Genomic DNA, 22,338 nt, shown 5'->3' on the forward strand with positions numbered 1-22,338 from the left:
TCGATTCGCGCGGGAGTTCGCGGATTGGTTCGCGGTTCAGATCGTTTAGGCTTTGGCTTTTCTGCACCCGCCGGCACGCGCCTACCGCTCGTGCGCCGGCACGAAGACCGGTTCATACCGGCCACGACACTGAAAGAAAAGGACACGAGATGTTCGGCGAGATCGCCCGTTTTCTGCTCAATACCGTATTCACGCTGTTCGGCGCGGCGCTGCTGTTGCGCGCATGGTTGCAGGTCGTGCGTCTGCCGCCCTACAACCCGGTGTCGAACGCCGTGCTGCATGCCACCAACTGGATCGTGCTGCCGCTGCGGCACATCATGCCGAGTTCGCGACGCATCGACTGGGCGAGCATCCTCGCCGCGTTGATCGCCGCCATCGTGTACGTGATGCTGATGGTGGCCGTCACCGGCATCGACCCGCTCGGCATGTGGCCCACGCTGCTGATCGTCGCGCTGCTCACAGTGATCAAGTGGGCGCTCAACCTGATCATCTGGTTGACCATTCTGATGGCGCTGCTGTCGTGGCTGAACCCGCGCTCGCCGGCCATGCCGATTCTGTATCAGCTCACGGCGCCGTTTCTGAATCCGCTGCGTCGCGTGGTGCCGAATCTTGGCGGCATCGACCTGTCGCCGATTCTGCTGTTCGTGATCGTGCAGGTGCTGTTGATGATCGTCACGCGCGCTGCCGTGCAATTGACGTATTTCGTGATTTGAGGGATGCAGGGCGGACCGGCGCGTGGTGTGTGAAGACGTTGGCATGCGGTGATACAGCCGGCCGCTGCCACGCCGCCGCGGGCTGCCCGCGGATTTGCCTAAACGGCGCCACTCCGCGTAAAATGGCGTGCTTCGCGGGCGTCGTATAATGGTAATACCCTAGCTTCCCAAGCTAGAGCCGTGGGTTCGATTCCCATCGCCCGCTCCACATTCCGCTGATCCTCAACAGAAGTTCAGCACGAGAGCCGCCTCCACGAAGGCGGCTTTTTTGTATTGGCTGTATTGACGGCAGCCGCGCACACCGGCCCCATGCCCTCACCCTTGCCGCTACCCGCGTAGCCATCGAAGATGACCCACGATCCGAAACAAGCCGGCCCGTCCGACGCCCCGCAATCCGCCGACGATGTGAATCTCGACCCGGCCTCCGTCCAGAGCGCCCAAGGCAGCGACACGGGCAATCCAGCGACGGACGCCGAGGCGTTGCGCCTGCGTCGCATCCGTAGTTTTGTCACGCGTGCCGGGCGCGTGTCGACCGGTCAGCGGCGCGCAATGGACGAATTCGGCCCGCGCTTCGTGATGCCCTATGCGCCGCAGCAGCCGGATTGGGATAGCGTATTCGGCCGCCACGCACCACGCATTCTGGAGATCGGCTTCGGCATGGGCGCGACCACGGCGGAAATTGCCAGCCATCGGCCGGATGACGACTTCCTCGGCGTCGAAGTGCATGAACCGGGCGTCGGCGCCTTGCTCAAGCTGATGGGCGAGCAGCAGTTGTCGAACATCCGCATCATCCAGCACGACGCGGTCGAAGTGCTCGAACAGATGATCGCGCCGCAGAGTCTCGACGGCGTGCATATCTTCTTTCCCGATCCGTGGCATAAGGCGCGTCATCACAAGCGCCGTCTGATTCAACCCAAATTCGTCGCGCTGCTCGTGTCGCGGCTGAAGCCCGGCGCCTATCTGCATTGCGCGACGGACTGGCAAAACTACGCCGAGCAGATGCTCGACGTGCTTGGCGCGGAGCCCACGCTCGAAAACACTGCAGACGGTTACGCGCCGCGCCCGGACTATCGTCCGGTGACGAAATTCGAGCGGCGTGGGCTGAAGCTGGGTCACGGCGTGTGGGATCTGGTGTTCAGGCGACGCCAGGACGCGTGACGGAAACCTGCTCGCAGTCAGGATCGCTCGGAGGCCTGCTCAGAGGCCCCCTCAACCAGACCAAAAGGTCCGCACCTCACGTATGCGGGCCTTTTGTTTTTGGACGACGGATATCCGCGCGCGTCACTCCGACCAGTCGAGCCCGTTGCTATAGCCGATCAACAGGATCAACAGTCCAAAGCCGATCCGATACCACGCGAAGGCCGTGAAGTCGTGCGCCGCGATGTAACGCAGCAGCCAGCGCACACACGCAAACGCACTCACGAACGCGGCGACAAAACCGATCGCGAACATGCCGAGCGCGTCCACGGAAAGCAGATGCCAGCTCTTGTACAGTTCGTAGGCTGTCGCGCCGAAGATGATGGGGATGGCGAGGAAAAATGAGAACTCGGTGGCGACGCGCCGCTCGAGTCCCAGCAGCATGCCGCCGATGATGGTCGAACCCGAGCGCGACATACCCGGAATCAACGCGAAGCACTGCACGAGGCCAACTTTGAGCGCATCGAATGCGCTCACCTGATCGACGCTCTGCACGCGCGCCGGCATTGCACCACGGCGACGCTGCCGCGCTTCCGCCCACAGGATCACCAGACCGCCCACGACAAGTGCGAGCGCAACCGGCACCGGCGAGAACAGCGCGCTTTTGATGGCCTTTTCGAACAGCAAGCCGAGCACGACCGCAGGAATTGTCGCAATGATCACGTTGATGGCGAAGCGACGCGCGTCGGGTCGCGCCGGCAACCCAATCAGAACATTGCCGATGCGCCGGCGGAATTCCCAGCAGACGGCCAGGATGGCACCCAACTGGATGACGACGTCGAAGGTCTTGGCATGCTCGCCGCTGAAGTCCAGCAGACTGCCCGCAACGATCAGATGGCCCGTGCTGGAGACCGGCAAAAACTCGGTCAAGCCTTCGACAATCCCCAGCAGCAGCGCCTTGCCAGCCAGTATCCAGTCCATCCGCATCCCCTCATCGCCCAGATGAAACGAAGCGGGGCCGGCTCAGGCGGAACGCGCGGCCCCCTTGGCCGCACGCGCGTCATTTTTCGACGATTTCCACGCGTATGCCATTTGTAAGGATTGTGATTGTACCGGGTTCGTAGTTCACGCCGGCAAATTGCAGTTGTTCAGGCTTGAACGTGTAGATGGGATAGTTGGTCAGGAGCTGGGTGGCCAGTACGGCCGCGCCTTCGTTGATCTGTTGCGTGTAAGCCTGCGCGCCGCCGCTCACGCTCACGTTGTCGACGCTCGGCGACTTGAGCACCACCGAACGGCTCGGGGCGTCGTAGGCGAGATCGCTCGACAGGGTGAACACGCCATCCACCGGTTGCTGTAGAAACGGACTGACGAGGTGAGCATCGAGCCTGACCGACACGCGATTGGTCTCCGGCAGAAAGCTCACCACGGGATTGGTCAACGAAATGTTGAAGACCTGCGAGAGGGTTCGCTGATAAGGAAATTTCCGCTGCACGGCGTCCTGCACCTGCTGCTGCGAGAAGGTGTAGTGCGACGGAATGAACGGGAAGGTCGACGCTGCGCAAGCCGCCAGTGACACCGTGATGCCCAGCGCCGAAACGGCCGCGAGCAGGAAGCGGCGCCGGGTCGGCGCAACGGGTTCAATCATGCGAAATCTCCTCTCGAATCTTGCAGCAAGCCCCATCCAGCGCGGCGGGGATCGAAATGGGTTGATGTGCGGATGCGTCGGCGCGGGACGCGGGTGTTTGGGTCAAGAGCCGGCAGCAGCGGGTTGAGTGAGCGCCAGGTAACACTCCACGATAACCGGCAGGCGTGCGGCATTGAGTGGCGGCGTATGCTGTCACCACTCCAAAATCGTAGCGGCGTTTCTCTCAGACAGGTCATGCAAATGATAAATCCTGTTAGCCCCCTCTTCGTCATTGTAGCGTTGCTCCTTGCACTCGCTACGGTGAAAGCCTTGAGCTGGAAATTCGAACCACCCAAGGCAACGGGACGCTTCGCGACCATCGACGGATTGCGCGGCTATCTCGCCTTTTTTGTGTTTTTGCACCACTCGTCCGTCTGGTATTTCTATCTCCACACTGGAGTATGGCAACCGCCTCCGTCGAAGCTTTTCAATCATCTCGGACAAAGCAGCGTCACGCTCTTTTTCATGATTACGGGCTTTCTGTTTTTCACGCGAATCATTGATGGAAAAGCGCGCGGCATTGACTGGCTGAAGCTGTATGTTGCGCGGCTAATGCGACTGCTACCGTTGTATCTCTTTGCCATGGCGTTGCTTTTTATGACGGTGGCAGTCCTCTCCAAAGGCGTGGCAATTGATCCGCCCTCGACCATCGCAATTGCCGTATTACGCTGGCTGGGTTTTACGATTGCAGGCGCGCCGGATATCAATGGAGTAGGCGCCGCCGGAATCGTCGCAGGCGTGACGTGGACACTCACCTATGAATGGCTGTTCTATCTCTGTCTGCCGCTGCTGTCGGCTGCGATCGGCGCCGTGCCGTCGATCCCCGTGTTGCTCATCGGGCTGCTCGGCATAATGTGCGGCGTCGTGATACATGCAGCACCGGTGTATCTGACGGCGTTCGTAGGTGGGATTGCAGCGGCAATTCTGGTTCGCCAGCAGGGTTTTCGTCGTCTCGCCGCCACCCGCATCGCTTCAGTTGTCGTGATTGCCGCGCTTCTGCTCGTGGTCACGCTGTTTCCTACCGCTTACTCTCGCTATCCGCTCCTGCTTCTCTCGTTGAGTTTCGCGTTGATTGCCGGCGGCTCGACATTATTTGGCGTATTGAGTCACCCGCTTTCACGAATGTTCGGTGAGATGACTTACAGCATCTATCTGCTACACGGCATGTTCTTATTTACGCTTTTCAATTTCGTTATTGGAAAGCATTCTGCCGGCATGCTGTCACCCTCTTCGTACTGCATGCTGATTGCGCTTATCGTCCCGGTACTCCTCCTGATTTGCTTCACCACATTTAATCTGATCGAGAAACCTGCGATGCAACGCACTGAAGGCGTCGTCAGATGGCTTCGCGCAACCTGGCTGCCGGGGCGCATCACCGCGAAAGACGTCGCATGACGTTGCCGCCATCAAGGCGCTGTTGCGAGTTCAAGCTTCGTTAGCCATTCGATCGCCGCGCCGCGATTCTCGCGACACATTTCGACCGCTGGAACCAGACTGCCGCAAACCGCCGGGCGGCGCGGATCGCCGAATAGTTTGCAACGGTGGTCATCACCGAGTTGCACACAGCGCACACCCGCCGGCTTGCCAAACGGCATGCCTGGAATCGGACTCGAAATGGACGGCGCGATGCAACACGCGCCGCAGTCCGGACGGCACGCCTGCCCGGCTGTATGAATTGAAGCATCAACTGTCACCGCACTTTCCCTCACACTTTCAGACGCCACAGCGAACGCCCGAATTGACCGCCGCCTTGCTGTGCGTCAACCCTGCATTGTGCCACCGCCCGTATGCGACCTTTTTACGCAACAGTGGCCGCGGAGGCTCACGTAAACTCGACCGCTACGAAAGGCCACGCCCGCGGGGATCCCAGCGCCGTTCCACCGCTCTTGCTGGCGCGCAGATCTCTCCGCAACTTTCGCGTGCCTGGCGTGGCACCTCAGCGAGCCGCCCATGACCACCGCCGATTCCCTGTTTCACCCCGACCTGATCGCCAAATACAGCGCAAACGGTCCGCGTTATACGTCCTATCCCACCGCCCTGCAGTTCCGCGACGACTTCGACCCGGCCGATTATCTGCGCGCCGCTGGCGACCCGGGCGCGTCCTCTACGGATCTCTCACTTTACTTTCACATTCCGTTCTGCGACACGGTCTGCTTCTACTGCGGCTGCAACAAGATCGCCACCAAAAACCGCGCCCACGCGCGGCCGTATCTCGACCAACTGAAGCGCGAACTCGCGTTGCAGGCGGCCTGCTTTGATACCACGCGGCAGGTGTCGCAGTTGCATTGGGGCGGCGGCACCCCGACTTTCCTGTCGCACGACGAAATGAGCGAACTGATGGCGGCCACACGGCGCCACTTCACGCTGAGCCCGGATGCGTCCGGCGAGTTTTCGATCGAGGTCGACCCGCGCGAAGCGTCCGCGAAAACCATCGTGCATCTGCGCAACCTCGGCTTCAATCGCCTAAGCCTCGGCGTGCAGGACTTCGATCCGCTGGTCCAAGAGGCCATCAACCGGGTTCAACCGCTCGAAATGACCGCCACGGTGATGCGGGCGGCGCGCGCCACGGGCTTTCATTCCATTGGTGTCGATCTGATTTACGGGTTGCCGCATCAAACCGTCGACAGCTTCAGCCGCACGCTCGACATGATGCTTGCGCTCGCACCCGATCGCCTCTCGGTGTTTGGCTACGCGCACATGCCTACGCTGTTCAAGATGCAGCGTCAGATGGATGCGTCGGCGCTGCCGTCGCCGGCGGTGCGGATGGCCATTTTGCGGCTGGTGGTGGAGCGGCTCACCAGTGCGGGGTACGTGTACATTGGCATGGATCACTTCGCGCTGCCGTCTGACGAACTCGCCATCGCGCAGGCGCAACGCACCTTGCACCGCAATTTCCAGGGGTATAGCACGCGGGCGGATTGCGATCTGATCGCCTTCGGCGCGTCGTCCATTGGCAAGGTGGGTGACGTGTATGCGCAAAACGCCAAGGATCTGCCGGGCTATGCGGCGGCGATCGACGCCGGCCGTCTCGCGATCAGCCGAGGCGTGCGCCTCACCGCCGACGACCGCCTGCGCCGCGACGTCATCACGCAACTCATGTGCAATCTCGAGTTACGTTTCGACGAGTTCGAGGCGGCTTACGGCATCCGGTTTGCGCAGACTTTCGCGCCCGAATTGCAACGTCTGCGCGGCTTTGCGGACGACGGCCTGCTGAAGTTCGGCAAGGACAAGCTCGAAGTATTGATGCCGGGACGCATGCTGGTGCGCAACATTGCGATGGTGTTCGACCGGTATCTCGGGCAGCAGAGCGTTGAGCGGTTTTCGCGGACGGTTTAGGGCGGACTGTGGCGCCTGGCATGGGCCGTCCGGTGAAGGAAGTCGTTCCATGCGGGATTGCGGGGGAGTATCTGGCGTTTGCCCGAGGGCGTAGCCGGCATCTTGCCCAGCGCCGCAATTTCGGACATAATCTGCGTTTCCCGCCGCGCGCATCTCATGCGCGTGAGTCGCAAGACAAGCCCAGGTGGTGAAATTGGTAGACGCAGGGGACTCAAAATCCCCCGCCGCAAGGCGTGCCGGTTCGATTCCGGCCCTGGGCACCAAAGATTCTTCTAGTACCTTCCACAAAGCATTCCCGGGTATAAATCCTCGAACCCGAGCAGCTCGTCAGTCATTCCACCGCGCGTCGCTATTATCGAGCTGAGTGCTGCGCGGCACCTCTTCGCCCCCAAGAACGTCAGCGAAGATTGCCTTCAGGGAAGCTTCGGTCAGCACCTGCTTTTGCGCTATCCAAAGCCGGACTCATCGTACTGTGAGTCCGGCCCGTTCATTTATTGCTGCCCCCGCCGCCGCTTCACCCCATACCCCACCCACATCACCACCAGCCACAACGGCACGAGCCACACCGACACGTTCAGCCCCGGCGTCAACGCCAGGATCACCAGAATCATCGCCATGAACCCGAGGCAGATCCAGTTGCTGACGGGAAACCAGAACGACTTGAACACGAGCGTCTGCCCCGCGGCCACCATCGCGCGGCGCGACTTCAGATGCGTCAGGCTGATCAGCGACCAGTTCAGCACCAGCGCGGCGACCACCAGCGCCATCAGCACATCGAGCGCCTTCGCCGGAATCAGGTAGTTGACGATCACGCACGCAAAGGTCGCCAGCGCCGACAAGCCAATTGCCAGATACGGCACGCCCCGGCGGTCCACCTTCATCAAGGCGCGCGGCGCGTTGCCCTGCTCGGCGAGGCCATACAGCATGCGGCTGTTCGCATACACGCCGCTGTTGTAGACCGATAGCGCCGCCGTCAGCACCACCACGTTGAGGACGTTTGCCGTCAGTGTCGAGCCGATCTGCGAGAAGATCATCACGAACGGGCTGCCGCCTGCGGCCACCTGATTCCAGGGGTACAGCGAAAGCAGCACGAGCAGCGAGCAGATGTAGAAAATCAGGATCCGGTAGATCACCTGATTCACGGCTTTGGGAATGCTCGTGGCCGGATTGTCAGCCTCGGCGGCGGTGATGCCGATCAACTCCAGCCCGCCAAACGAGAACATGATCACGGCGAGCATCATGAAGAGCCCATGAAAGCCGTGCGGGAAAAAGCCGCCGTTCGCCCACAGGTTGGTGACGGACGCCTGCGGTCCGCCGTGGCCGCTGATCAGCAGATAGCCACCGAACAGGATCATGCCGATCACCGCCACCACCTTGATGATCGCAAACCAGAACTCAGTCTCGCCATACGCTTTCACGTTGGCGAGGTTGATGGCATTGATCGCTACGAAGCACACGAGCGCCGAGAGCCACGCGGGCACGCCCGGCCACCAGAAATGCACGTAAGTGCCAACCGCGGTCAATTCGGCCATGCTCACGAGCACGTACAGCACCCAGTAGTTCCAGCCTGACAGGAAGCCAGGAAAGTCGCCCCAGTACTTGTAGGCAAAATGACTGAACGAACCGGCGACGGGTTCTTGCGCGACCATTTCGCCCAGTTGCCGCATGATCATGAACGCGATGATGCCGCCTATCGCGTAGCCGAGAATCATCGACGGCCCCGCGGCCTTCAACACGCCCGCCGAGCCGAGGAACAGGCCCGTGCCGATCGCGCCGCCCAACGCGATCAACTGGATATGCCGGTTCTTCAGCCCGCGTTTCAGGCCCTCTTGCTGTTCTGGACTATTTAACATTACGCCCCAGTGTGTGGATGTCGGTCACCCGGGCAAACTTGCGGTTTGGCCTGGTAAAGCCCGCTATTTTAGCTTGCCCGAGTCGACTGACATCACCCACTCCACCCTCGTGACCGACACGCTGGGACCACTGGCCTCACCGCAGATTCGTATTCGCCAGCTCCAGCACCTCGTCGCCGCGCCCGCTCAACACTGCCCGCAGCATGTACAGGCTGAATCCCTTGGCCTGAGCCCACTGGATCTTCGGCGGCATCGCCAGTTCGTGCTTCGCGGTGACCACGTCGACGAGCGCCGGGCCGGGATGCGCGAAGGCATCACGCAGCGCGTCCTCGATTGCTTCGGAATCCTCTACACGAATACTGTAGATGCCCGCGCCTTGCGCGATGGCCGCGAAGTCAGTGGGGCTCAGATCGGTGCCGGTGTCCAGATAACCACCCGCCTTCATTTCCATTGCGACGAAGCCGAGGTTACTGTTGTTGAACACCACTACCTTGATCGGCAGATTGAGTTGCCGTGCGCTGAGCAGATCGCCGAGCAACATGGAGAGGCCACCGTCGCCCGAGAGCGAGACCACCTGGCGTTTCGGTTCAGCGGCCTGCGCGCCCAGCGCCTGCGGCATGGCATTGGCCATCGAGCCATGATTGAACGAGCCGTGCAAGGTGCGCTTGCCGTTCATCGTCAGATAACGCGCGGCCCATAGCGTCGGCGTGCCGACATCCACGGTGAACACCGCGTCCTCGGCGGCCACTTCGTCGACCATCTTCGTCAGATATTGCGGATGGATCGGCTTGCCCGGCGAGGATGGCGTGGCGAGATCGTCCAGTGAGAGACGCGCAGCAAAGTAATGCGCGCGGGCCCGGTCGATGAAATCGCGGTCGGTCTTGCGCGTGAGCTTCGGCAACAGTGCCTTCAGCGTGGCCTTCACGTCACCCACGAGTCCCATCTTCAATGGCGTGCGTTTGCCGAGTGCGGCACCGCGCAGGTCGATCTGCACAACGTTGCCATGCGCCGGATAAAAGTTGCGATACGGGAAGTCCGTGCCGAGCATCACCAGCGTATCGGACGACATCATTGCGTAGTAGCCCGAGCTAAAGCCGATCAGCCCAGTCATGCCCACGTCGTACGGGTTGTCCCACTCCACGTACTGCTTGCCGCGCAAGGCGTGGACGGTCGGCGCGCCCAGCGTGTCGGCGAGCGCCACGACTTCATCGTGGGCCCCGGCGCAGCCGCTGCCGCATAGCAATGTCACGCCCTCGGACTCGTTCAGCAGTTCGGCTAACCGGTCGATGTCCGCTGCGGACGGCATCAGCGTGGCGCGCTCCAACGGCGCGGACCATGCCGGCACTTCTTCCGGCGCTTCGAGCAATGCCACGTCACCGGGCAAGACGATCACCGCAACGCCCTGCTGGTCGATCGCGGTACGCATCGCAGTGGCCAGCACGCGCGGGAACTGCGACGGGTTCGTCACCAGCTCCACGTAGTGGCTGCATTCCTTGAACAGCTCCTGGGGATGCGTTTCCTGAAAATAGCCCAGGCCGATTTCCGACGACGGAATATGCGCGGCAATCGCCAGCACCGGTTGATGGTTGCGATGGCAGTCGAACAGGCCGTTGATCAAATGCAGATTACCCGGGCCGCAACTTCCCGCACACACGGCGAGCTTGCCGGTGGCAGCGGCGTCCGCACCCGCTGCGAAGGCGGCCACTTCTTCGTGCCGCGTATGCATCCAGCGAATCGATCCGAGCCGATAGAGGCTGTCGGACAAACCGTTGAGACTGTCACCCGTCACACCCCAGATGCGCTCCACACCGGCTGCACTCAGCGTCTTCGCCAGAAAGTCCGCAATGGTCTGCTTGCTCATGCTTTGCTCCGCGAGTTGAAAGAGACGTTCACAAAAGATGCCGTCAGACCCAGCAACGCGCGGCGATTCGGATACGGCCGGATGCATTCGACGGATCCGCGCGGGAGCACGAATCCAGCCATCCGGACAAGCGGCGCGGTGAGGTCCTGAAATTCGCCTTGATGCGACTGAGCGGCGGCACCAGGGATATGCCGACGGATTTCACGCATCATCGTCAATGGCGCCGTGCTCTGCATCGCGCTTTGTGTAGCACGTTACGAGGCGGGCGCCGTCGTGCGTGAACCGTTTTGCCATGATGCCACCGTCCGAGGCGCGACGATGCCGGAAAAGCACGGTGCGGCCCGAGACGGCCGCGCGCGCCGGGCCGCCGCTTTGCAGGCGTCAGGACTTTGGAAGTTTCAGATAGGCACGGACGGCGTAGCCGATGCGCGTCACACGCGGGCCGTCAGGGCGCGTACGACGCGGCCATGCCGCTTTCGAGCCCGTGATCGAGCGTGGTGCGGATAATCGACAGGCCGCGTGTGAGCGCTTCGCGCGAGGTTGCGCCGGTCATGCAGATACGCACCGCGTGGGGCGCGGCGTTGCGGCCAATCACGAAGCTGTCCGCGGTCTTGACCAGCACGCCTTCCTGCCGCAGCGCCGCGGCGAACTCCGCGGCCCGCCACGGTTCCGGCAGCGGCAGCCAGAGATGCGAACTGGTGTCCGCATGACGGTACGCCACGCCGTCGAGAATCTCGCGCGCCACTTCGTGCTGCGTCTCGATGTACGCGCGTTGCAGGCCGTTCAGACGCTCCATCTCGCCATTCTCGATCCAGCGCGACACCACTTCGGCCATCAGCGGCGCGGTCATCCAGCAATCGCTGCGGATGACGGCGGCGATCTTCGAACTCCACGCGGACGGCGCCTGCAGATAACCGATCCGCAAACCGGGCGCGACCGACTTCGACAAGCCCGCGATCAGGAACGACTGTTCCGGCAGCCGGGTGGAGAGCGGCTCGGGCGGCGCTTCGAGCAACATGGCCGGCACCAGGTCTTCGATCAGCAGCACGCTGTGCCGTTGCAGGATGGCGGCGACTTCGTCGCGCCGCGCGCTGGACATGGTCGCGGTGGTGGGATTGTGGATGGTCGGCACGCAGAAAATGGCGCGCGGATGCAGCGACTTGCAGGCCAGTTCCAGCGCCGTGGGCACCAGACCCTCGGCGTCGATTTCCACGCCCACCAGATGCAGCCGCAGTTGCCGTGCGAGCGCGATGATGCCCGGATAGCTCACCACTTCCGCGAGCACGGTGTCACCCGGTCGCGCCACTGCGCGCAGCACCGAGGCGAGCGCATGTTGCGCGCCCTGCGTCACCAGCACGCGTGACGCGCTGGCTGGACTGCCGGCGCGCCCGAGCCACGCCGCGCCCGCCAGCCGATGCCGCATCGAGCCGGCTTCCGGCGCGTATTGCAGCAGTTCGGCAGTGAGCCTCTCGTCGTTGGCAATTTCGTGCAGCGTGGCCGAGAGCGCCGCCGCCTCGCCGGTGGACTGCGGCACGTTCTGGCCGAGGTCGATCAGCGCGGGCGACTGCGCCATGCCGTGGCGCAACGAGCCGTGCCCCATGTGCGCGGGCAGCTCGCGCGGGCGCACCTGCGCCACGTAGGTGCCGTCGCCCACGCGCGCGTTGGCGAGCCCCTGGCGTTCCAGTTCGGCATAAGCCCGGCTGATGGTGCCGGTGGTGACCTTGAGTTCGCTCGCGAGGGAGCGATGCGGCGGCAGTTTCTCGCCTGCGGGCAACTGCCCGTTGAGGATGGCCTGCGCGAAGGCTCGCGCAATGACCTGATATTTGGGATCGCTGCCCGCGTCAATCCTGGGCAGCCACGCGTTCATCGCCATGATGCGGCGGTCTCCTTCTCGTTGGCATGGATGCCCTGTTTGTGATTGACATCATACGCAGCCTCCGTCAGGAAATTGCACGCAGTCATTTACTTTAATTGAACCGATTGAGTTGGCCGTGGCGTCTTCATAGCATGGCGTCATTCGCAAATTCAATTGTGCCCCCTGGCGCGGCACGCTGGCATCCACAAAGGAAGCGCATTGATGAGCCGTGAACCACAGTTGTCCGCCCATACCGCTCGGATCGCCCGGATCGACATCACGCATCACCAGCTGGAACTCGACCCGCCGTTCCCGGCGTCGTGGGATAGCCAGCCGCGCCGCAAATTCCCCGCCACCATCGTACGGGTTTACGACGATGAAGGACGTATGGGCGTGGGTTCCGGCGATGTCATGTATGGCTTCGCGGACTACCAGCACCTCTTCATCGGCACCGATCCGCTCGACCTCGCGCGCCACAGCGCGGTACTCGACAACATCGGCTTTCATGCTGGCCGGCCGTGGCCGCTAGATATCGCGCTGTGGGATCTGGCCGGCAAGATTCGCGGCGAACCCTGCTGGAAGATGATGGGCGGCCGCAGCCAGCGGATTCGCGCGTACGCGTCGAGCGGTGTGCACCGGCATCCGGACGCCATGGCGGACATGGCGCGGCATATCGCCGAGCGCGGCTTCGCGGCATTGAAAATCCGTTTCGGCCGCCCGAGCCTTGCCGACGATCTCGCCGCGCTCGCCGCCGTGCGCGAGGCCGTGGGCGATCGCCTCGAACTGATGGTGGACTGCAATCAGGGCTGGCGCATGCCTTGGGATACCACCGAACCGTGGAACGTCGCCACCGCCCTCGAAGTGGCGGGCGAACTCGAAAAATACGACGTCTACTGGATGGAAGAGCCGCTGCATCGCGGCGACTACGCGGGCTACGCGGCCCTGCGGCGCGGCACCACGCTGCGCATTGCCGGCGGGGAGATGACCCGCGAGCGCTACGAGTTCGATCAACTGCTTGCCTATGACAGCCTCGACGTGTTTCAGCCCGACGTGGCCTGTTCGCTCGGCATGGAAGGTCTGCGCAAGCTCGCGCACGCGGTCGAGGCACGCGGCAAGGTGTTCACGCCGCACACGTGGGGCAACGGCATCGGCCTGATGGCCAATCTGCACCTCACGGCTGGCGCCGCCTCGGCGCCCTTTATCGAATTCCCCTACGACCCGCCGGAATGGTCGATTGCGCGGCGCGACTTCATGTTGCAGCAGCCCATCGATATCGACAGCGAAGGCTGGCTCACGCTATCCGACGCGCCGGGCCTCGGCCTCGCCATCGACGAAGCGGCCCTCGCCGCCACGCTCAGTTCTCGAAGTACCTACGCCTGACGCGTCACACGACGCACACATCAAAGCCAATAAAAGGAGACAGAAATGCAGATCAAACCCTGGATGCGCGCGGCCTGCGTGGCGCTGGCCACGAGCGCCTTGTGGCCGGCCGCCGCGCACGCCGGCACGTGGTGTTCGAGCGGCAAGCCCGTGCACTTTGCCGGTGTCACATGGGAAAGCGGTTCGTTCACGAGCGAAGTGCTGCGTTACATCACGGAAAAAGGCTACGGCTGCAAGACCGACACGATCCCGGGCAGCACCGCCGCCACGGAAACCGCCCTCGCCCGCAACGACCTGCAGGTCTGGGGCGAACAATGGACGGGCCGCTCCGAAATCATCGCCAAGGGTGTGGCTGACGGCCAGGTGAAGCTGATCGGCGACACGCTGCCTGGCGGCACCAACGAAGGCTGGTACGTGCCGGAATACGTGGTGAAGGGCGATGCGTCGCGCGGCATCAAGCCGAGTGCACCGAATCTCGTCTCCGTGGCCGACCTGCCGAAATACAAGGAACTGTTCGAGGACGACGAGGAACCGGGCAAGGGCCGCTTTCTCAACTGCCCGGCCGGCTGGGACTGCGAACGTGTGAATTCGCGTCTGCTGACGGTCATGAAGCTGGACGACAACTACACGAACTTCCGTCCCGGCACCGGTGCCGCGCTCGACGCCGCGATCTCGTCCGCCTACCAGCGCGGCAAACCGATCCTGTTCTACTACTGGGAACCGGCGGCGCTGATGGCCAAGTACAAGTTCGTCCAGCTAAAGATGCCGCCGTTCGACCAGAAGTGTTGGGAAACGCTGCGCGCCGACAAGAGCACCTCGCAGTGCGCGTCCTCGTATCTGGTTTCGCATCTGAAGATCGGTGTCTCGACGCCGTTCTATCAAGCCGAACCCGAACTGATGACGACCTACTCGAAGGTCAGCTTCTCGATGGACTTCCTGAACAAGACCATCCTCGAAATGACCAGCAAGAAGATCGACGGTCCGACCATGGCGAAGCAGTTCCTGCATGACCATCCGGAAATGTGGAAGGCGTGGGTCCCGAACGATGTCGCGCAGCGTGTGCAGACCTCGCTCGCGGGCGCCTGAGTTTCTGCTGCGATATCACGAAGTCTTGCGCTGAATGGATGGCACGGCGGCCAGCGCCGCCGTGTGCCGTCTGCATTCGCGCGTCGGAGGTTTGATCATGAATTCGATTTTTCTGCATCTGTCGATTGCGGACTGGGTCAACGACGTGGTGCAGTCGTTCGTCACGCGCTACGGCGACAGCTTTCACAACTTCAGCCTGATGCTGCTGCACTACCTGCTGGTGCCGCTCGAAGGCGCACTGCGCGCCGTGCCGGCGTGGGTCATTCTGCTGGCGGTGGGTGCAGTGACGTGGAACGCCACGCGACGCCTCGCCATTGCCGGCTTCTTCGTCCTGCTGCTGTATGCGATTGGCTGCTTCGGCCTGTGGGACAAACTGATGGAAACGCTCGCGCTGATGCTGGTCGCGACGGTCCTCTCGGTCGTGCTCGGCGTACCGCTCGGCATTTTCACCTCACGCAGCGCGCTGCTGCGCCGCGTGCTGCTGCCGGTGCTCGACATCATGCAGACGCTGCCCAGCTTCGTGTATCTGATTCCCGTGCTGATGCTGTTCGGCCTCGGCAAGGTGCCGGCCATTCTCGCCACCATCATCTACGCCCTGCCGCCGCTGATCCGCCTGACCGATCTCGGCATCCGTCACGTGGATGCGGACGTGGTCGAAGCCGCGCGCGCCTTCGGCACGACGCGCTGGCAATTGCTGGTGAACGTGCAGTTGCCGCTCGCGCGTCCGAGCATCATGGCCGGTATCAACCAGACCACCATGATGGCGCTGTCGATGGTCGTGATCGCTTCGATGATCGGCGCGCGCGGGCTCGGTGAAGACGTGCTCGCGGGCATTCAGACGCTCGATGTCGGCAAGGGCATGCAGGCCGGCATTGCGATCGTGATTCTCGCCATCGTCATCGACCGCATCAGCCAGGGCTACGGCCAGGATCGCCGCACGCGGCGTCTGCTGGCGTTGCGCCGCAAGGCCAGGGCGGCCTCGCGCATCCCATACACGCGCAATGCGGCAGCCGCTTCCGCAGACGACGCCACGCAAGACGCGGCGAGCGATGCGGCAAATGATGCGGATCAAACCAGCCGCAGCGGGCTGGCAAGCCGTGCCGCGAAGTAGCCGCCCGCACTGCGTGAAAAAGCTTAGGAGACAGACATGGCAGCGATAGAAGTCAAGCACGTGTACAAGCTGTTTGGCCCGGAAACCAGTCACGCCCGCGTGCTCGACCTGCTGCGCGCCGGCAAAGGCAAGGCCGAGGTGCTGGCGCAGACGGGCTGCAACGTGGGCCTGAACGATGTCAGCCTGAACATCGGTTCGGGCGAAATTTTCGTGATCATGGGATTGTCGGGCTCGGGCAAATCGACCCTGGTGCGTCACTTCAACCGGCTGATCGAGCCGACTGCGGGCGAGATCGTGATCGACGGTTCCGACGTCATCAAGCTCAACCCGGAAGGTCTGCGTGAGCTGCGCCGCTTCAAGGTCAGCATGGTGTTTCAGAACTTCGGCTTGCTGCCGCATCAGACGGTGCTCGACAACACCGCGTATGCGCTGCGCACGCGCGGCGAAGGCAAGGTCGAAGCGTATGAGAAGGCGCGCGCGTGGCTCGGCAAAGTGGGCCTGAACGGCTACGACGAGCACTATCCCGACGAACTCTCGGGCGGCATGCGCCAGCGCGTGGGTCTGGCGCGGGCGCTCGCTGCGGATACGGACGTCCTGCTGATGGACGAGGCGTTCTCCGCGCTCGATCCGCTGATCCGCACGGAAATGCAGGACCAGTTGCTGCAGTTGCAGGCCACGCTGAATAAGACCATCGTGTTCATCACGCATGATCTGGACGAGGCATTGCGCATCGGCAATCGTATTGCGATTTTGCGCGATGGCACGCTGGTGCAGGAAGGCACGCCCAACGAGATTCTGACGCGCCCGGCGGATGACTACGTGCGGCGCTTTGTGGAACGGCGCACGGCGGTGCAGTAAGGCAGGACGCGTCATCGCGCGGCGCTGTGGACCCCAGCGAGCCGATTCCACGGGCCGCCCGCCCACAGCCCTGCGGGTAGAATGCAGGCAACGCGACGCACTCCGGTGCGTCGCGTGCTTTTCAGCCCTGCCGTTCTCTCGCTCCCATGAATCTCGAAAGCGTTCTCTTTACTCAGGGTTTCGGTTCCCGACGCCAATGCCGCGCGCTGATCGCTGATGGGCGCGTGACCATCGCCGGCAGCGTGTGCGCCGATCCAGACGCTGACGTCGCAACGGACAACCTGAGCTTCACCGTCGACGGCACTGCATGGCCGTATCACGAGCACGCCTATCTGCTGCTCAACAAACCGGCCGGCTACGAATGCTCGCGCGAGCCGCAGCATCATCTGAGCGTCTTCAATCTGTTGCCCCCACCCTTCGCGGAACGTGGCGTGCAATGCGTGGGGCGGCTCGATCAGGACACCACCGGATTGTTGCTGCTCTCGGATGACGGCAAGTTCGTGCACGCCTTCACCTCGCCTAAGCGCAAGGTGCCCAAGGTCTACCTGGCAACGACGCGCCATCCGCTCGACGACCTCCAGTTGAAGGCCTTACGCGAGGGCGTCTTGCTGCACGGCGAGGCTAAACCGATCGCCGCCGTGGCCGCGCAGGCGCGCGGCGAGCACATGCTCGAACTCACGGTGCTGGAGGGCAAATACCATCAGGTCAAGCGCATGGTGGCGGCGGCGGGCAATCGCGTGGAAGCGCTGCATCGTGAGCGGATTGGCGGCCTCGTCTTGCCGCAGACGCTAGCGGAAGGTGCGTGGCAATGGCTCGACGAAGCGGCACTCAGCGCATTGCGCCAGGGGTGAGACCGGCGCTCCGCACGGCATGATTGGAGCGCGTATGCGCGTCGACGCTATGCGATTTGCAACGCAGCGAAACCACGGCGTGCGACGCCGCACCAAACCAATCAAAAAGACCTGCTGCGCGCTGCGTCGCAGCATGATCTTCCTGACAACTCGCCCTATACTCGCTTAAACAAAGACTACAAAAGTTTCAGGAGGGGCGGCCATGATCATCAACTCTACGTTCGAGATCTCGGGTGCGTTGATTGCCTTCATTTGCCTCAGCGCGGTGCTGATTCTCGGCTTGATCATCGCCATGCACGTGCGGCGCGCCTACCATCCAAGCCTGATCGGCGCCTTGATTGGCGCATTCCTCTGCTTCCTGCTACTCGAAGCGTTACCGGCTCTGACGTGAGCCAGTCCGGCGTGGATGTTCGTGATCGGGCGCTGCGCGGCTGAACGCTCAGCGCGGGCCAGCCTTCTCATTTGCGCTTCGCGCTTTGCAGGTAATCCTCGACCGTTGGATACCGCAGCCGTATGCGCAACTCGCGTTTCAACCGCGCGTTGACCAGTCGCCGCGATTCGCGCATGAACGACAACAGCATCGGCTCGATCTGCGTTTCGGCCTGCGCCCGCGTGATGCGCGGTGGGCGCTCCATCCCGAATGCATCGGCCACCGCATCGAAATACGCGCCCATCTTCAGCACGCTGTCGTCGCAGGCGTGGACCACGCGCCCGGGTCTACCGAGCCGCGTCATGCGCACCAGAATCGCGGCGAGGTCGTCGGCGTGAATGTGATTGGTGTAGACATCGTCGGCATCGGTAAGCGCCGGCGTGCGTTTTTCGAGCCGCGCGAGCGGCAGGCGCTGGTCCGCATAGATGCCCGGAATGCGCGCGATACTCGCCGTGTGTGCGCCGCGCGCCGTGGCCTTGCGCAACTGCCGCTCCGCCGACACGCGCCGCAGGGCCCGTGGATTCGCCGGCCGCACCTGGCGCGTTTCGTCGACCAGAGCCCCGCCGCAGTCCCCGTAGACCCCCGACGTGCTGGCGTAGACGATCCGCACGGGTGCCCTCGGCCCCTGAGCCCGCACTACCCTGTCGGGTACAATAGCGGATGCTATTTGATCCATCCATGCGGCACGAAGCACGCGCATGCGGCCCATTGGACGAGCGGCGCTGCGAGCCGGCCCGATACGGCGTACGCTCAACGTGGCGAGCAACGTGCGAGTGCGGCGATCGACGTCGCCGGTCTTTTGCGGCGGGGCCAGATGCAGGACGGTCGGCGCAAGACCCGCAAGCCGCTTCAGGCTGCGGCGGGCGTCGAGATCGCCGAGCAGCGGCGTTACGCCCGCCGCGCGCAATTCATCGCACCGGGCTGTCTGGGTCGTCAACGCAAACAGGCGTGCGCGCGGCCGCAGCAATTCGACGCATCGCATGCCGACGTCGCCGCAGCCCACAATCAGCACGCGCGGACGGCGCAAGTTTCGTGTGGCTTTCATGGTGGACGCATTGTAGCCGTGAAGAACGGCTCGCACCGATTACCGACTTTTCGAACTCGAATACGCTATGGCATTTAATGTAACCCTCCGGCAAAGCGGCCGGCAGTTTCAAGTAGAAGCCGATGAACCGGTCCTCACCGCTGCGCTGCGCCAGGGCATTGGCCTGCCGTATGGCTGCAAGAACGGCGCCTGCGGCTCCTGCAAGGGCACGGTGGTGAGCGGCGAAGTCGAGCAGCGTCAGCACTCTTCGTCGGCACTCTCGAATGATGAAAAAACCCGTGGCATGGCGCTATTTTGCTGTGCGACGGCGTGCACGGATCTCGAGATCGACATCCGCGAAGTGGCCGGCGTTGGCGATGTGCAGGTCAAGAAGCTGCCGTGCCGCGTGAATGCAATCGAGCGCAAGGCCGACGACGTCATCGTGCTGAAGCTGCAATTGCCCGCCAACGAGCGTCTGCAATATCTCGCCGGTCAGTACCTCGAATTCATCCTGAAGGATGGCAAGCGCCGCAGCTATTCGATGGCGAATGCGCCGCACGTCGAAGGTCCGATCGAACTGCATATCCGCCATATGCCTGGCGGCGCGTTCACGGACCACGTCTTCAACGCCATGAAGGAGCGCGACATCCTGCGCTTCGAAGCGCCGCTCGGCACCTTCTTCCTGCGCGAAGACTCGGACAAGCCGATCGTGCTGCTCGCCTCGGGCACCGGCTTCGCTCCGCTGAAGGCGATCGTCGAGCATGCGGTCTTCAAGAATCTGAATCGTCCCATGACGCTGTATTGGGGCGCACGCCGCAAGAAAGACCTGTATCTGCTGGATCTGGCCGAGCAATGGGCCCGCGAGATTCCGAACTTCAAGTTCGTGCCGGTGCTTTCCGAGCCGGACCCGAGCGACGCGTGGACGGGCCGCACCGGCTTCGTTCATCGTAGCGTCATCGAAGACCTGCCAGACTTGTCGGGTTATCAGGTGTACGCCTGCGGCGCACCGGTCATGGTCGAATCGGCGCAGCGTGACTTCACGCAGCACCACGGTCTGCCGGAAGACGAGTTCTATGCGGACTCGTTCACCAGCGCAGCCGACCTGGCCAATCCTGTTTGAGCTGCAAAAGGCCGTTTAACCCGCGAGTGGTAGCCAGAATCAGCGTGCGCGGCGCGCCAGAAAATGGGCCGCGCATGAAATTCATGGTTTACACCGGCGCTCGCGTTGTCGTATTCTTTCGCGCATGAACCGCATCCAGTCCGAACTTCGACGTCGCCGCTCGCTGCTCCCTTAGGGATGCCGCCGGCTTTGTCACGGATTCGCGCCACTCAGGCGCATGTAGTTCGAATCACGAAAGCCACGGCATGCCGTGGCTTTTTTGTTTTTCTGGTCCCCTTTTACTGATCTTTCACCCTGCACTGCCGGAGCCCGCCCATGAACTTCAATGAGTATCCCATCGAGTCGCTGATGTACATCACCAACCGGCCCGAGATCGTTTTCACGCACGGCAAGGGTTCGTGGATCTACGACAACACCGGCAAGCGATACCTCGATTTCATCCAGGGATGGGCGGTCAACAGCCTCGGGCATTGCAACGACGGCATGATCGAAGCGCTGAACAAGCAGTCGCAACTGCTGATCAACCCGTCGCCGGCGTTCTACAACGCACCGATGGCGCAACTCGCGGGTCTGCTCACGCAGCATAGCTGCTTCGACAAGGTGTTCTTCGCCAACAGCGGCGCGGAAGCCAACGAAGGCGCCATCAAGCTCGCGCGCAAGTGGGGCAAGAAGCACAAGGACGGCGCCTTCGAGATCATCACGTTCGATCACAGCTTCCACGGCCGCACGCTCGCCACCATGTCGGCAAGCGGCAAGCCGGGCTGGGACACGATCTACGCGCCGCAGGTGCCGGGCTTCCCGAAAGCTGACCTGAACGATATCGCTTCGGTGGAGAAGCTCATCAACAGCAAGACGGTCGCCGTGATGCTGGAGCCAATCCAGGGCGAAGGCGGCGTGATTCCTGCCACGCGCGAATTCATGCAGGAACTGCGCGCGCTGACCCAGAAGCACAACCTCCTGCTGATCGTCGACGAAGTGCAAAGCGGCTGCGGACGCGCCGGGACGCTGTTCGCCTACGAACTGTCGGGCATCGAGCCGGACGTGATGACGCTCGGCAAGGGCATCGGCGGTGGCGTGCCGCTGGCGGCGCTGCTGTGCAAGGCGGCCGTGGAAGTGTTCGAGGCGGGCGATCAGGGCGGTACTTACAACGGCAATCCGCTGATGACCGCAGTGGGCTACTCGGTGATCTCGCAACTGACGGCACCGGGTTTCCTCGACGGCGTGAAGGCGCGCGGCGAGTATCTGCGCGCGAAGCTGCTGGAGTTGTCGGAAGAGCGCGGCTTCAAGGGCGAGCGCGGTGAAGGCCTGCTGCGGGCGCTGCTGCTCGGCAAGGACATCGGCAACCAGATCGTCGAAAAGGCCCGCAACATGGGCCCGGACGGTTTGCTGCTGAACGCCGCCCGTCCGAACCTGCTGCGTTTCATGCCGGCCCTGAACGTGACCAACGAAGAAATCGACCAGATGATGGCCATGCTGCGCTCGATTCTCGACACGCTGTAATCCGCCTGGAGCCCATCACCATGACGACGGCCGCCACGCTTTCGATCCGCTGCTTCGACGCCAGCGATACGGATGCCGTGGTCGCGCTGTGGCAAGAGGCGTTTCCCGAGTACCGGGACACGACGCGGCCGCATCGCAACCCGCATCTGTCGATCGCCAACAAGATGGCGACGCAGCCCGACCTGTTCTTTGTCGCCGAACTCGATCACCGCGTGATCGGCACGGTGATGGCCGGCTATGACGGGCATCGCGGCTGGATGTATTCGCTCGCGGTGGATGCGACGCAGCGGCGCCTCGGTATCGGCAAGCGGCTGGTCGCGCATGCGGAAGCGGCGTTGACTGCGCGGGGCTGTCCGAAGGTGAATCTGCAGGTGCTTTCGGCGAAGGAAGAGGTTCGCGCGTTCTATGAGGCGCTGGGGTATCGCGCGGATGCGGTGATCAGTCTGGGCAAGCGGCTCGGTGCGATGGCGGATGCCGCTGTGCCTGCGGCTGAAGCAAAGGAAGCACCGGAAGCGACGACCTCACCCTTCGTGGTGTAA

At 62.8% G+C, this 22,338-nt stretch carries 20 protein-coding genes and 2 tRNA genes; 15 read left to right on the forward strand and 7 right to left on the reverse strand.

The window, feature by feature from the left end:
- Positions 1–149: 149 nt before the first annotated feature.
- The 3 genes from D0B32_RS18120 (at position 150) to trmB (ending at position 1,871) form a co-directional block, all read left to right on the forward strand.
- A complete protein-coding gene (locus D0B32_RS18120; RefSeq protein WP_117335526.1) occupies positions 150–713 on the forward strand; it encodes a YggT family protein in 564 nt (187 codons plus the stop codon).
- A gap of 134 nt (positions 714–847) precedes the next feature.
- Positions 848–921, forward strand: a tRNA-Gly gene (locus D0B32_RS18125).
- 140 nt (positions 922–1,061) lie between these two features.
- Positions 1,062–1,871, forward strand: coding sequence for a tRNA (guanosine(46)-N7)-methyltransferase TrmB (gene trmB, locus D0B32_RS18130; protein ID WP_117335528.1), 810 nt, complete (start codon positions 1,062–1,064; stop codon positions 1,869–1,871).
- A 123-nt stretch (positions 1,872–1,994) separates the two neighbouring features.
- On the opposite strand, the gene D0B32_RS18135 is transcribed toward trmB, so the two are convergent.
- Together D0B32_RS18135 and D0B32_RS18140 are read right to left on the reverse strand one after the other, a co-directional pair.
- A complete protein-coding gene (locus tag D0B32_RS18135) occupies positions 1,995–2,831 on the reverse strand; it encodes an undecaprenyl-diphosphate phosphatase (RefSeq protein ID WP_117335530.1) in 837 nt (278 codons plus the stop codon).
- A 79-nt stretch (positions 2,832–2,910) separates the two neighbouring features.
- The gene (locus D0B32_RS18140; RefSeq protein WP_117335532.1) at positions 2,911–3,495 is read right to left on the reverse strand and encodes a DUF1439 domain-containing protein; all 585 of its coding nucleotides are present in this window, start codon (positions 3,493–3,495) and stop codon (positions 2,911–2,913) included.
- Positions 3,496–3,681: 186 nt separating this feature from the next.
- Here D0B32_RS18140 and D0B32_RS18145 point away from each other — a divergent pair, with 186 nt between their 5' ends.
- A complete protein-coding gene (locus D0B32_RS18145; protein WP_220444945.1) occupies positions 3,682–4,929 on the forward strand; it encodes an acyltransferase in 1,248 nt (415 codons plus the stop codon).
- A gap of 11 nt (positions 4,930–4,940) precedes the next feature.
- Here the strand turns inward: D0B32_RS18145 and D0B32_RS32960 are convergent, their stop codons facing one another.
- Positions 4,941–5,228: a YkgJ family cysteine cluster protein gene (locus tag D0B32_RS32960; protein ID WP_147329542.1), complete on the reverse strand. Its 288-nt coding sequence runs from the start codon at positions 5,226–5,228 to the stop codon at positions 4,941–4,943.
- Positions 5,229–5,484: 256 nt separating this feature from the next.
- Here D0B32_RS32960 and hemN point away from each other — a divergent pair, with 256 nt between their 5' ends.
- Both hemN and D0B32_RS18155 read left to right on the forward strand, forming a co-directional pair.
- Entirely contained in the window at positions 5,485–6,870 is a 1,386-nt protein-coding gene (gene hemN, locus D0B32_RS18150) for an oxygen-independent coproporphyrinogen III oxidase (RefSeq protein ID WP_117335534.1), read from the forward strand.
- 178 nt (positions 6,871–7,048) lie between these two features.
- Positions 7,049–7,133, forward strand: a tRNA-Leu gene (locus tag D0B32_RS18155).
- 228 nt (positions 7,134–7,361) lie between these two features.
- Here the strand turns inward: D0B32_RS18155 and D0B32_RS18160 are convergent.
- The 3 genes from D0B32_RS18160 to D0B32_RS18175 form a co-directional block, all read right to left on the reverse strand.
- Positions 7,362–8,723, reverse strand: coding sequence for an amino acid permease (locus tag D0B32_RS18160; protein ID WP_117335536.1), 1,362 nt, complete (start codon positions 8,721–8,723; stop codon positions 7,362–7,364).
- A gap of 136 nt (positions 8,724–8,859) precedes the next feature.
- Positions 8,860–10,584 (reverse strand): ubiquinone-dependent pyruvate dehydrogenase, encoded by a 1,725-nt coding sequence (gene poxB / locus D0B32_RS18165; RefSeq protein WP_117335538.1) that lies wholly within the window; start codon positions 10,582–10,584, stop codon positions 8,860–8,862.
- Positions 10,585–11,029: 445 nt separating this feature from the next.
- On the reverse strand, positions 11,030–12,457 hold the full coding sequence (locus D0B32_RS18175) for a PLP-dependent aminotransferase family protein (protein WP_117335542.1): 1,428 nt from the start codon (positions 12,455–12,457) through the stop codon (positions 11,030–11,032).
- 204 nt (positions 12,458–12,661) lie between these two features.
- Between D0B32_RS18175 and D0B32_RS18180 the strand changes: the two genes are divergently transcribed.
- The 6 genes from D0B32_RS18180 (at position 12,662) to D0B32_RS18205 (ending at position 18,116) form a co-directional block, all read left to right on the forward strand.
- Positions 12,662–13,819, forward strand: a complete 1,158-nt coding sequence (locus D0B32_RS18180; protein WP_117335544.1) for a mandelate racemase/muconate lactonizing enzyme family protein — start codon at positions 12,662–12,664, stop codon at positions 13,817–13,819.
- Between the two features lie 45 nt (positions 13,820–13,864).
- Entirely contained in the window at positions 13,865–14,905 is a 1,041-nt protein-coding gene (locus D0B32_RS18185) for an ABC transporter substrate-binding protein (RefSeq protein WP_117335546.1), read from the forward strand.
- A gap of 97 nt (positions 14,906–15,002) precedes the next feature.
- On the forward strand, positions 15,003–16,016 hold the full coding sequence (locus D0B32_RS18190) for a proline/glycine betaine ABC transporter permease (RefSeq protein WP_117335738.1): 1,014 nt from the start codon (positions 15,003–15,005) through the stop codon (positions 16,014–16,016).
- A gap of 36 nt (positions 16,017–16,052) precedes the next feature.
- The gene (locus D0B32_RS18195; protein WP_117335548.1) at positions 16,053–16,874 is read left to right on the forward strand and encodes a glycine betaine/L-proline ABC transporter ATP-binding protein; all 822 of its coding nucleotides are present in this window, start codon (positions 16,053–16,055) and stop codon (positions 16,872–16,874) included.
- A 146-nt stretch (positions 16,875–17,020) separates the two neighbouring features.
- A complete protein-coding gene (locus D0B32_RS18200; protein ID WP_117335550.1) occupies positions 17,021–17,725 on the forward strand; it encodes a pseudouridine synthase in 705 nt (234 codons plus the stop codon).
- Positions 17,726–17,927: 202 nt separating this feature from the next.
- Positions 17,928–18,116 carry a hypothetical protein gene (locus D0B32_RS18205; protein WP_117335552.1) on the forward strand — a complete coding sequence of 63 codons (189 nt, stop codon included), beginning with the start codon at positions 17,928–17,930 and terminating at the stop codon, positions 18,114–18,116.
- 67 nt (positions 18,117–18,183) lie between these two features.
- Here the strand turns inward: D0B32_RS18205 and D0B32_RS18210 are convergent, their stop codons facing one another.
- A complete protein-coding gene (locus D0B32_RS18210) occupies positions 18,184–19,200 on the reverse strand; it encodes an NAD-dependent epimerase/dehydratase family protein (RefSeq protein ID WP_117335554.1) in 1,017 nt (338 codons plus the stop codon).
- A 67-nt stretch (positions 19,201–19,267) separates the two neighbouring features.
- On the opposite strand from D0B32_RS18210, the gene D0B32_RS18215 reads away from it, so the two are divergent.
- The 3 genes from D0B32_RS18215 (at position 19,268) to D0B32_RS18225 (ending at position 22,338) form a co-directional block, all read left to right on the forward strand.
- The gene (locus tag D0B32_RS18215) at positions 19,268–20,299 is read left to right on the forward strand and encodes a CDP-6-deoxy-delta-3,4-glucoseen reductase (protein ID WP_117335557.1); all 1,032 of its coding nucleotides are present in this window, start codon (positions 19,268–19,270) and stop codon (positions 20,297–20,299) included.
- A gap of 315 nt (positions 20,300–20,614) precedes the next feature.
- Positions 20,615–21,799, forward strand: coding sequence for an acetylornithine transaminase (locus D0B32_RS18220; protein ID WP_117335559.1), 1,185 nt, complete (start codon positions 20,615–20,617; stop codon positions 21,797–21,799).
- 20 nt (positions 21,800–21,819) lie between these two features.
- Positions 21,820–22,338 carry a GNAT family acetyltransferase gene (locus D0B32_RS18225; protein WP_117335561.1) on the forward strand — a complete coding sequence of 173 codons (519 nt, stop codon included), beginning with the start codon at positions 21,820–21,822 and terminating at the stop codon, positions 22,336–22,338.

It is taken from the genome of Paraburkholderia sp. DHOC27, assembly GCF_003429005.1.
Classification (GTDB): Bacteria; Pseudomonadota; Gammaproteobacteria; order Burkholderiales; family Burkholderiaceae; genus Paraburkholderia.